10 protein-coding genes are annotated in these 11,294 nt (G+C 65.2%); all 10 read left to right on the top strand.

The annotated features are described in order from the left end of the window. The first annotated feature begins 9 nt into the window (after nucleotides 1-9). The gene (locus AB0O89_RS10650) at nucleotides 10-1,203 is read left to right on the top strand and encodes a histidine kinase (RefSeq protein WP_363497263.1); all 1,194 of its coding nucleotides are present in this window, start codon (nucleotides 10-12) and stop codon (nucleotides 1,201-1,203) included. After that, on the top strand, nucleotides 1,200-1,868 hold the full coding sequence (locus AB0O89_RS10645) for a response regulator transcription factor (RefSeq protein ID WP_363497260.1): 669 nt from the start codon (nucleotides 1,200-1,202) through the stop codon (nucleotides 1,866-1,868). Before AB0O89_RS10650 ends, AB0O89_RS10645 begins: the two co-directional genes overlap by 4 nt. A 90-nt stretch (nucleotides 1,869-1,958) precedes the next feature. Continuing rightward, a complete protein-coding gene (locus AB0O89_RS10640; RefSeq protein WP_363497397.1) occupies nucleotides 1,959-3,500 on the top strand; it encodes an MDR family MFS transporter in 1,542 nt (513 codons plus the stop codon). A 145-nt stretch (nucleotides 3,501-3,645) separates the two neighbouring features. After that, nucleotides 3,646-4,749: a TerC family protein gene (locus AB0O89_RS10635; protein WP_363497257.1), complete on the top strand. Its 1,104-nt coding sequence runs from the start codon at nucleotides 3,646-3,648 to the stop codon at nucleotides 4,747-4,749. A gap of 136 nt (nucleotides 4,750-4,885) precedes the next feature. Beyond that, complete coding sequence (gene leuC / locus AB0O89_RS10630; protein WP_363497254.1) at nucleotides 4,886-6,367, top strand: 3-isopropylmalate dehydratase large subunit; 1,482 nt, start codon at nucleotides 4,886-4,888, stop codon at nucleotides 6,365-6,367. 1 nt (nucleotide 6,368) lies between these two features. Then, nucleotides 6,369-6,965: a 3-isopropylmalate dehydratase small subunit gene (gene leuD, locus AB0O89_RS10625; RefSeq protein ID WP_341578803.1), complete on the top strand. Its 597-nt coding sequence runs from the start codon at nucleotides 6,369-6,371 to the stop codon at nucleotides 6,963-6,965. A 69-nt stretch (nucleotides 6,966-7,034) separates the two neighbouring features. After that, nucleotides 7,035-8,402: a UDP-N-acetylglucosamine 1-carboxyvinyltransferase gene (gene murA, locus AB0O89_RS10620; protein WP_292712436.1), complete on the top strand. Its 1,368-nt coding sequence runs from the start codon at nucleotides 7,035-7,037 to the stop codon at nucleotides 8,400-8,402. A 1-nt stretch (nucleotide 8,403) separates the two neighbouring features. Next, nucleotides 8,404-9,168, top strand: a complete 765-nt coding sequence (locus tag AB0O89_RS10615) for a lysophospholipid acyltransferase family protein (RefSeq protein WP_363497250.1) — start codon at nucleotides 8,404-8,406, stop codon at nucleotides 9,166-9,168. Further along, complete coding sequence (locus AB0O89_RS10610; protein ID WP_363497247.1) at nucleotides 9,158-10,294, top strand: NAD(P)H-dependent glycerol-3-phosphate dehydrogenase; 1,137 nt, start codon at nucleotides 9,158-9,160, stop codon at nucleotides 10,292-10,294. The genes AB0O89_RS10615 and AB0O89_RS10610 overlap by 11 nt, the downstream gene beginning before the upstream one ends. Then, nucleotides 10,194-11,279, top strand: a complete 1,086-nt coding sequence (locus AB0O89_RS10605; protein ID WP_363497243.1) for a D-alanine--D-alanine ligase family protein — start codon at nucleotides 10,194-10,196, stop codon at nucleotides 11,277-11,279. The genes AB0O89_RS10610 and AB0O89_RS10605 overlap by 101 nt, the downstream gene beginning before the upstream one ends. The last annotated feature ends 15 nt before the right edge of the window (nucleotides 11,280-11,294 follow it).

Genomic DNA, 11,294 nt, shown 5'->3' with positions numbered 1-11,294 from the left:
ACTGGACTCGTGAGCCAGCAGAGCGACCTGCCTGAGGTGCCGGTGGATCCACACCCGCGACTGCCGGTGTGGCTGCCCGACGTGATCCTCGGGCTCATCGTCGTCGCGTTGGCGTTCGCCCCGTCGCCCGTCGAAGAGTTCACCGCGAGCAGCCCTGTCGCGCTGGTGTTCGTGCTGCTGCCGATCGCGATTCTGCCGTGGCGCCGCCGATGGCCGTTAGCAGTCGTCATCGCCCTCCTCGTTGACTTTGCGGCTGCGGCGCTCGCTGGCACGCTCTCACCCGGAATCGCGGTGGCTCTGGCTGCCGCCGTGTTCCATGTCGCCGCGCGAGGCAGTAGGCGTCGGGGTTTTATGGTGGGGGCGTGCGCGACAGCCGCTATCGTCCTGCTGGCGTTTCTCGGCTCGGTGGGGAGCATTGTCGATCCCCGCATCTTGCAGTTCGGACTCATCGTCGCGCTCGGCACAGCCGCGGGCGACGGGGCGCGATCTCGACGTGCGTACATCGCGGCGATCCAGGAACGAGCCGAGCGGGCTGAACGAACACGGGAAGCCGAAGCCAGCCGTCGGGTGAGCGAGGAGCGTCTGCGGATCGCCCGCGATCTGCACGACGCTGTCGCGCACCAGATCGCGGTGATCAGTCTCAACGCAGGTGTGGCCTCCTCGGCGGTTGATACGCGCCCTGAGAAGGCGAAGGAATCTCTGGCCACGATTCGTGCTGCGGCGCGCACCGTTCTCGCCGAGATCGGCGACCTCATGACGATGCTGCGGGCCGACGGTGCGGCCGATTCGACATCCCGACCTCAGGGTGGACTTGACCACCTCGAGGAGCTCGTGCACCAGTTCACGGCATCCGGCCTCGAGGTACATACGCGCATCGAGGGCGACCCAGCCCGCGTTTCGGGTGCGGTGAGCCACGTGGCATATCGCGTGATCCAGGAGGCGCTGACCAACGCGCACAAGCACGGGACCGAGCACCGCGCACATGTACTCGTGCACGTCGGTGAGGATGCCGTCGTCGTCACCGTGTCCAACCCGATGGATACCGGCACCGCGCGTGGGCGCGACGCTGCAGGTTCGGGCCTTGGCCTCGTCGGACTCCGGGAACGCGTGGCATCGGTGCGCGGTACCGTCAGCGCGGGCCCAGCAACCGCCGGTTGGAAGGTCGAGGCGCGATTGCCGCTGAGTCGGGAGGATACGCAATGACAGCTGTCGTGGTCGTGGACGACCAATCCCTGATCCGCCAGGCGGTGGTCGACATTTTGGACACCCACGACGACATCACGGTCGTCGGTCAAGCCTCCAACGGACTCGAAGCCGTCAGACTTGCCAGCGCGCTGCATCCGGATGTCATCGTCATGGATATCCGGATGCCTGAGCTCGACGGAATCGCGGCGACCGCCCAGATCTGTTCGGACCCCACACTCGCGCAGACCAAGGTTCTCGTCCTCACGACCTTCGAAGAGGACGAGAACCTCATCTCAGCGCTTCGCGCCGGTGCGAGCGGCTTCGTCGGAAAAGGCGCAGAGCCCGAGGACATCGTGCGGGCCGTGCGCTCGGTTCACGTGGGCGACGCGCTGCTCTCCCCGACGGCGACGCGGGCACTCATCGACCGCTTTGTCAGCGCGCCCGCTGCTCCCTCGCGGCTGCAGCTCTCGCCGGCGCTCGCGTCATTGACCGAGCGCGAACAGGAGGTGCTTCTGATGGTCGCGCGGGGCCTCTCGAACCAGGAGATCGCCGACGCCCTGTTCATCTCGCCCCACACCGCCAAGACCCATGTGAACCGCATCATGACGAAGGTCCAGGCTCACGATCGCGCTCAGCTCGTCATCCTCGCCTACGAGTCCGGGCTGTTGACGCCGGGGGAGTGACTTCGCGTACCGCGATCGCGGTATGCGAAGATGCCGCGGCTGCGGGACGCGCCACAGCGGCATTCGGCGAATGATCGTTGTGTGACGGAAATGACTGTGGCTCTCGACGATTCGGTCGTTGAGGAGGCTTCCGCAGCTACCGACAAGCGCCGCGTTTTGCTCGTATTCGCTGGCCTGCTCGTGGCCATGCTGCTGTCGTCGCTGGACCAAACCATCTTCTCGACGGCGTTGCCCACGATCGTCGGCGAACTCGACGGTGTGAACCACATGCTGTGGGTGACGACCGGGTACCTGGTGGCCGCGACGATCATGATGCCGATCTATGGCAAGCTCGGCGACCTCATCGGCCGGAAGGGGCTGTTCATCGGCGCTCTGTCGGTGTTCGTTCTCGGATCGATCGTCGGCGGTGCCGCACAGGACATGACCTGGCTCATCATCGGTCGCACCGTGCAGGGGATCGGCGGCGGTGGGCTCATGATCCTGTCGCAGGCGATCATCGCCGACGTGGTGCCCGTCCGCGAGCGCTCGAAATACATGGGCGTCATGGGCGCTGTCTTCGGCATCTCTTCCATCGCCGGACCGCTGCTGGGCGGATGGTTCACCGAGAGTGTCGGGTGGCGGTGGGCGTTTTGGATCAATGTCCCGCTGGGTCTGATCGCGATTGCGCTCGCAGCGGCTTTCCTGAAGCTCCCGCGGCATTCCGTGAGGGTCAGGTTCGATGTGTGGGGCACACTCACGATGGCGGTCGCCGTGACCTCGATCATTCTGGTCGCCTCGTGGGGCGGCACCGAGTACGACTGGAACTCGCCGACCATCCTGTGGCTGATCGCTACCGCCGTCGTCTTCGCGGCACTGTTCGTGCTGGCCGAATACAAGGCTGCCGAGCCGATCATCCCGCTTTCACTGTTCCGCTCCCGAAACTTCGTGCTCGCGACCTCGGCCGGCCTGTTCATCGGTGTTGCCATGTTCGGAACACTCGCCTACCTGCCCACCTATCTGCAGATGGTGACCGGCGTCAACGCCACTGTCTCGGGCTTCATGATGCTGCCGATGATCGCGGGTCTGATGTCGAGCGCGATCACGACAGGCTTCCTGGCCTCCAAGACCGGGCGTTACAAGTGGATGCCGATCGCGAGCATGATCGTGATCGCGGTAGGGCTCTGGCTCCTATCCACGCTGACCGTCGACACGCCACTGTGGGTGCTGATGTCGTACCTGTTCGTCATCGGTGCGGGAATCGGTCTGTCGATGCAGATCCTCATCCTGGTCGTACAGAACTCGTTCCCCGACTCGCAGGTGGGTACCGCGACGGCCTCGAACAACTTCTTCCGCGAGATCGGCGCCTCGCTGGGCGGTGCCGTCGTGGGCGCAATCTTCACGTCGCGGCTGACGGAACTGCTCACGGAGCGGATGCCCGCGGGCGCGGATACCGGGGATGCGAATTCGTTCACACCTGCAGCAGTCAATGCGCTGCCCGATCAGATCCGCGAGATCATCGTCGGTGCATACAACGACGCGCTCACCCCGGTGTTCGCGATGTTGATCCCGATGGTCCTCGCGGGTCTGGTCATCGTGGCCTTCATCAAGGAGGTTCCGCTGCGCTCGACCCTCGAGACGGGGGCGGGTACCTGAGTGCCGCTATCCTGGGGGAGCGAGAGGGAGTATCCCGTTCTTGCGCGTTCGTCATCACGGGCCGGCGGCCCCGGGCGCGCACCGCCACGCGGCGGGGGAGAGACTTTCGGTGCATGCACCTGCCCGCTTGCTGTGAAAGGCCCTCGTGGATCTCACCCTCCCGCTCTGGTTCGAGATCGGATCTCTTGTCGTTCTGACGCTGATCTTGCTCGCCGACCTCCTCATCATCCTCAAGCGCCCGCACATTCCGTCGACGCGTGAATCGACGCTCTGGGTGGTCTTCTACGTGACCCTCGCTTTGATCTTCGCGGGGGTGATGTGGCTGATAGCCGGTGGCGAGTACGCCGGACAGTTCGTCGCCGGATGGCTAACCGAGTACAGCCTGTCGATCGACAACCTGTTCGTCTTCGTCCTGATCATGAGCCAGTTCGCGGTGCCCCGCCGGTATCAGCAGGAAGTGCTGATGGTGGGCATCATCATCGCCCTTGTCCTGCGGGGCCTGTTCATCCTCGCCGGTGCCGCGATCATCGAGAACTTCAGTTGGGTCTTCTACATCTTCGGCGCGTTCCTCGTGTGGACCGCGTACCGGCAGGCCTTCCCTGGCGCGGATCATGACGAAGACGTGAAGAAAGAGAACTTCATCGTTCGGCTGGTGCGACGCACTGTCGACATCAGCGACCACTACGACGGCGCGAAGATCCGCACCGTGGTCGATGGCAAGAAGATGTTCACGCCGATGATCATCGTGTTCGTCGCGATCGGCGTGACCGACCTCATCTTCGCGATCGATTCGATCCCCGCGATCTTCGGCATCACCCAGAGCGCCTTCATCGTGTTCACCGCGAACATCTTCGCTCTCATGGGGCTGCGCCAGCTCTACTTCTTGCTCGGCGATCTGCTTGACCGCCTCCGTTACCTGCATTACGGCATCGCGTTCATCCTTGCCTTCATCGGCGTGAAGCTGTTCCTTCACGCGATGCACGTGAACGAGCTCCCGTTCATTAACGGGGGAGAGCCGATCGACTGGGCGCCTGAGATCTCGACGCTCATGTCACTCGGCGTCATCGTGATTTCGATGGTTGTGGCCACTGTCGCGAGCCTCGTGGCATCCTCGCGGGAGCGTCGCGTTGCAGGTCAGGCAGAACCCGCTGGGGCGGCGGATGCGGCATCCGTCGTCGCGCAGGAGAAGGGCACACCCTCGACGGTGGACGCTCCGGCACCGACCGAGAGCCCCGACGAGCGCGCCTGACACCGGTGGTAGTCTGAGCGAATGCGGATCGCTCGCCTCCTTCTTAGCGGCCGCGACGGGTCCTAGTTCTCAGGCCATCCCCGTCGCGGAGTTTCGTCGCGGGCTTGAACCACACTTTCCTGGAACGAAAGAGCTCATGAGCGAATCCATTGACGTCGGCATTCCCGATCACCCCCGTACCTTGGCTGAAAAGGTATGGGACGACCACCTGGTCGTGAAGGGCGAGAACGGCCAGCCCGACCTGATCTACATCGATCTGCACCTGGTGCACGAGGTCACGAGCCCGCAGGCCTTCGATGGTCTTCGAGCCGAGGGGCGTCCGGTGCGCCGTCTTGATCTCACGATCGCGACCGAAGACCACAACACGCCGACGCTCGACATCGACAAGCCGATCGCGGATCTCACCAGCCGCACCCAGATCGAAACCCTGCGTCGTAACGCCGAAGAGTTCGGGGTGCGTCTGCATTCGCTCGGCGACAAGGAACAGGGCATCGTTCACGTCGTCGGTCCGCAGCTCGGCCTGACGATGCCCGGCATCACTGTCGTCTGCGGCGACTCCCACACCTCGACGCACGGTGCCTTCGGTGCCATGGCCTTCGGCATCGGCACGAGCGAGGTCGAGCACGTGCTCGCGACCCAGACGCTGCCGCTCAAGCCCTTCAAGACGATGGCGATTACGGTCGAGGGTGAGCTCAAGCCCGGCGTGACGGCCAAGGACATCATCCTGGCCGTGATCGCGAAGATCGGCACCAACGGTGGCCAGGGCTACGTCCTGGAGTACCGCGGCTCCGCCATCCGGTCGCTCTCGATGGAGGGCCGGATGACGATCTGCAACATGTCGATCGAGGCCGGCGCCCGCGCAGGAATGGTCGCACCCGACGAGACCACCTTCGCGTACCTCGAAGGACGCCCTCACGCCCCGAAGGGCCAGGACTGGGAGGATGCCGTCGCGTACTGGCGCACGCTCCCGAGCGACGAGGGTGCCGTCTACGACGCCGAGGTCTTCATCGACGCGAACGAACTCGAGCCGTTCGTCACGTGGGGGACCAACCCCGGCCAGGGTGTGTCACTCAGTGACAGCGTCCCCTCGCCCGAGTCGTTCAGCGACCCGAACGAGCGTGCCGCCGCGGAGCGCGCCATCGAGTACATGGACCTGGTTCCCGGGACGCCTCTGAAGGAGGTTCCGGTGGATGCCGTGTTCATGGGCTCGTGCACCAACAGCCGCATCGAAGACCTACGCGCGTTCGCGTCGATCATCAAGGGGCGCACGAAGGCCGAGAACGTGCGGGTCATGGTCGTTCCTGGGTCTGCTCGCGTCCGGCTGGAGGCAGAGGCCGAGGGCCTGGACAAGGTCTTCACCGAGTTCGGCGCAGAGTGGCGGTTTGCCGGGTGCTCGATGTGCCTGGGCATGAACCCCGACCAGCTGGCTCCGGGTGAGCGGTGCGCGTCGACCTCCAATCGGAATTTCGAAGGTCGCCAAGGCAAGGGTGGGCGCACCCACCTGGTGTCGCCCCTGGTCGCGGCGGCGACCGCAGTGCGAGGCACGCTGTCGAGCCCGAGCGATCTCGACCCGATCGAGACCAGTGAATCGGTCGTGACAAGCGGAGCGGAGGCCTGACATGGACAAGTTCGTCACCCACACCGGTGTCGTCGCTCCACTGAAGCGCTCGGCCGTCGACACCGATCAGATCATCCCAGCCGTCTACCTCAAGCGCGTCACGAAGACGGGCTTCGAGGATGCGCTGTTCGCCAACTGGCGTCAGGACCCCGAGTTCATCCTGAACCAGCCGACGTTCGCGAACGCTTCCATCCTCGTTGCCGGCCCTGATTTCGGCACCGGATCCAGTCGTGAGCACGCCGTTTGGGCGCTACGTGACTATGGCTTCCGGGTGGTCCTCAGCCCCAAGTTCGCGGATATCTTCCGCGGCAACTCGGGCAAGCAGGGCTTACTCACCGGCGTCATCAGCGAGAGCGATCTTGAGGCGATCTGGGGCGTGATCGATGCCGACCCGGGCGTGCAGATGACCGTGGATCTCGAGGCGCGCACTGCGACGATCGGCGACCTTCAGGTCGCTTTCGACATCGACGATTACACTAGATGGCGGCTCCTGGAGGGGCTCGACGATATCGGGCTCACACTGCGAAACGAAGAAGCGATCACCCAGTTCGAGTCGCGCCGCGCATCCTGGCGGCCGCGAACCCTCCCCGTTCCGTAGCCGACTACCGAGGCATCAGCAGACCCGATCGGTCTCGCGGTGCCGAGATATAAGTGAGGTCCATCCCGGATGAAGATGCTTCTGAGCGATGAAGCCGCGCAGGCGGCAGGTACCGAACCGGCCGGCGAGGTGCTGCTGGTGCGCGGCGGACGCCCGCTGCGCGGACGGGTGACTGTCACGGGTGCGAAGAATCTCGCGACCAAGGCGATGGTGGCATCCCTGCTCGGCGATTCGCCGAGCACCCTGCGTGATGTGCCGCAGATCAGCGACGTCCGGGTGGTCCGTTCCCTGCTCGAAGTCCACGGTGTGAAGGTCACGGACGGAGCTGAGCCGGGCTCGCTCGTGCTCGATCCGACGGATGCCGTCTCGGCCCACATGGAAGAGATCGACGCTCACGCCGGTGCCTCCCGGATTCCGATCCTGTTCTGCGGCCCGCTGCTGCACCTGCTCGGCGAGGCGTTCATCCCGGACCTCGGCGGATGCCGCATCGGCGACCGTCCGATCAACTTCCACCTGGACGCACTCCGCCAGTTCGGCGCCGTCGTCGAGAAGTTGCCGACCGGCATCCGTCTCTCGGCGCCGGAGGGGCTGCACGGCGCGAACATCGAGCTGCCGTACCCGAGTGTCGGCGCGACCGAACAGGTGTTGTTGACTGCCGTTCGCGCTGCTGGAGTGACCGAGCTTCGGGGTGCGGCAATCGAGCCCGAGATCATGGATCTCATCGCCGTACTGCAGAAGATGGGCGCGATCATCTCCTACGAGCCCAACCGCGTCATCCTCATCGAGGGTGTCGATGCGCTCACGGGATACGACCACCGCTGCATCTTCGACCGCAACGAAGCAGCGTCCTGGGCGTCCGCGGCACTCGCCACCGACGGTGACATCTTCGTCGAGGGCGCGAAGCAGCAGGAGATGCTGACCTTCTTGAACATCTACCGCAAGGCTGGTGGCTGGTTCGATGTGCGCGAGGACGGCATCCAGTTCCGCCGCGGTGGGCCGCTCAAGCCGGTCATCGTCGAGACGGACGTGCACCCCGGGTTCATGACCGACTGGCAGCAGCCACTCATCGTCGCGCTCACGCAGGCCGAGGGCGAGTCGGTCGTGCACGAGACCGTGTATGAGAACCGGTTCGGGTTCACTGACGCCTTGAACAAGATGGGCGCCAGCATCGTCGTGCACCGCGATGGCCTGGATGCGCCGTACCGTCGCGTTCCGCGGCGCGCTCTGGAGCAGGCTGCTGTCGTGACCGGCCCCACACCGCTGCACGGCGCCGACGTCGTCGTCCCCGACCTCCGTGGCGGCTACAGCCACCTGATCGCAGCCCTTGCTGCCGACGGAGAGTCAACCGTCCGCGGCGTCGGGATCCTGAGCCGCGGGTACGAGAAGCTCTTCACCAAGCTTTCGGCACTCGGCGCAGATTTCGATATCGTCGGCTGATATGGGCGACCCCAAACCGCGAGCCTCCTCGGAGAAGACGCGGCCCAGTGTCTTCTGGCCGCTGGCAGCGATAGTGGTGCCGTTGCTGGGAATCGTGGCGCGGGTGGACATCGACGACGGCCACAAGCTGCCCCGCGAGGGTGCCTTCGTCCTCGCGCCGAACCACATGAGTGAGTTCGACCCGATCATCGTCGCGCGAGCGGTGTGGGGGATGGGACGGGCGCCGCGCTTCATGGCGAAGGAGAGTCTGTTCCGAATTCCTGTCCTCGGTGCGGTCCTTCGTGCCACGGGCATGATCCCGGTTGCGCGGGCGTCGTCTGCAGGCTCTGCCAAGCAGACCATGGCCCAGGCAGAGCACCTGGTGGAGGAGGGTCGCGGGGTGATCGTTTACCCCGAGGGCAGCCTCACCCGTGACCCCGACCTGTGGCCCATGCGTGGCAAGACCGGTGCCGTACGGCTGGCCCTCGAGGGCGGCATCCCACTGATCCCTGTCGCCCACTGGGGCGTGCAGCGCATCCTGCCGCGCTACGGCAAGCTGAGCCTGTGGCCGCTGCGTAAGCGTGTGCGCGTTCTCGTGGGAGACCCTCTGGATCTCTCGGCGTTCGTGGGACGCACCCGCGAGGCATCCGCCCTTGTCGCAGCGACTGACCTGCTGATGGCCGAGATTGCTCGTCTCGAGGGCGTGCTGCGCGAACAGACTCCGCCCGCCGAGCGCTGGGATCCGGCTTCCCACGGGCAGAAGGAGACCGGGCGCCTTGAGTCGTAAAGCGGATGCCGCGCGTCCCCGGGTGACGGTGGTCGGTGCTGGTAGTTGGGGGACCACGTTCGGCAAGATCCTTGCCGACGGTGGCGCCCAGGTCACGATGTGGGCTCGGCGCCCTGAACTTGCCGCCGAGATCACGGAGGCCAAGCGCAACAGCCACTACCTCCCGGGCATCAATCTCCCTCGGTTCATGACAGCGACCTCTCGCCTGGAAGAGGCGCTCGCGGGAGCAGAGCAGATCTATCTGTCAGTGCCGAGCCAAGCGCTTCGTCAGAATCTCAAGACGATCCGTCCCCTCATCGCCGATGCCGGCGTTCCCGTCGTGTCGCTCATGAAGGGTGTCGAGCGCAAGAGCGGCCTGCGGATGAGTCAGGTGATCGAGCAGGAACTGCGATGCGATCCGGACCTTATCGCCGTCGCATCCGGCCCCAACCTGGCCCTGGAGATCGCGAAGGAGCAGCCCACAGCGGCGGTCATCGCATCCAGCAGCCAGGAGACAGCGGATGCCGTCGCCCGGCGTGCCCGCAACTCGTATTTCCGGACGTTCGTGAACACGGATGTCGTGGGCACAGAATTCGGCGGCGTGCTCAAGAACCTGATAGCCGTGGCGATCGGAATCGTGGATGGCGTCGGTTACGGCGAGAACACGAAGGCCTCGATCATCACGCGCGGCCTCGTCGAGATGACGGACTTCGCCGTCGCTCAGGGCGCGCACCCCGCGACCCTCCAGGGACTCGCGGGGCTCGGTGATCTGATCGCCACCTGCCAGTCCCCGCTCAGCCGGAACAACACGGCCGGCCGACTTCTCGGTCAGGGATACAGCTTCCAGGACGTGGTGAAGCAGATGGAGCAGACCGCCGAAGGTCTTGCCTCCGTTGCCCCGGTCCTGGCACTTGCCGCGGAGTCGGGCATCCACATGCCCATCGTCGAGCAGGTGAAGATGGTTCTGGACGGCACGATGAACCCCAAGGACATCGCGCCACACCTCACAACGGACGACGACGAACCCCAGGGCGAGAGGACGCAGAATGGCACAGGCGACGGTGGCGGTGCTGTTTGGCGGTCGCTCCAGCGAGCACTCGATCAGCTCCGTCACGGCGGGAGGGGTGCTGCGGGCACTCGACCGTGAGCGCTTTCGCGTCATCCCGGTCGGCATCACCCGCGACGGCGTCTTCGTCCTCGAAGAGGATGACCCCGACAAGTTCGCCCTCGATGCCGCGCACCTTCCCGAGGTGAGTGACAACGGCACCCGCGTGCTCTGGCCCGAAGGTGGTGCCGACCGCGTGCTGCGCGTGCGCCGCGCAGACGGCACTGTTGACACGCTCGGCTCGCTCGACGTGGTCCTGCCGATTCTTCACGGAGTCCACGGCGAAGACGGCACAGTCCAGGGCTTTCTCGACACCCTGGGCATCCCGTACGCGGGAGGCGGCGTGTTGGATTCGGCGCTGTGCATGGACAAGCACTTCATGAAGATCGTGCTGCAGGCATCCGGTGTGACAGTCGCGCCGTGGATCACGATCACGCGCGACTCCTGGGCTTCGGATCCGGATGCCGCGCGGCAGGCTGCCCGCACGCTCGGCGTGCCGAACTTCGTCAAGCCGTCGCGGGCAGGCTCCAGCGTCGGTGTCTCCAAAGTCCACGACTGGGACGAATTCGACGCCGCCGTCGAGCTTGCGCTCGCCGAGGATGACAAGGCGCTCGTTGAGACCGCGATCGTCGGGCGCGAGATCGAGGTAGCCGTGCTCGAGACGCCGGGCGCGCCAGCGCGCGCGTCGCTGCCGGGCGAGATCGTGTTGACCACACGTGAGTTCTACGACTTCGAGGGCAAGTACCTCGGCGGTGACGGAGCCGAGGTCGTGTGTCCTGCCGTGCTCACGGATGATGAGATCGCTGCCTTGCAGGCAGCGGCGATCCGCGCCTTCGATGCCGTCGGCGGGCGGGGACTCGCGCGCGTCGACTTCTTCCTTACTCCGGCGGGGATCTACGTCAACGAGTTGAATACGATGCCCGGCTTCACGCCGATCTCGATGTTCCCGAAGTGTTGGATCGCCTCGGGAATGACCTACGCCGAGTTGATCAGCGACCTTCTGGACACCGCCCTCGCGCGCACCTGACCGCTACGCATCCAA

The sequence above is a fragment of the Microbacterium sp. NPDC076895 genome, assembly GCF_040687115.1.
Classification (GTDB): domain Bacteria; phylum Actinomycetota; class Actinomycetes; order Actinomycetales; family Microbacteriaceae; genus Microbacterium.
This window is presented reverse-complemented; position numbering and strand designations above follow the sequence as displayed.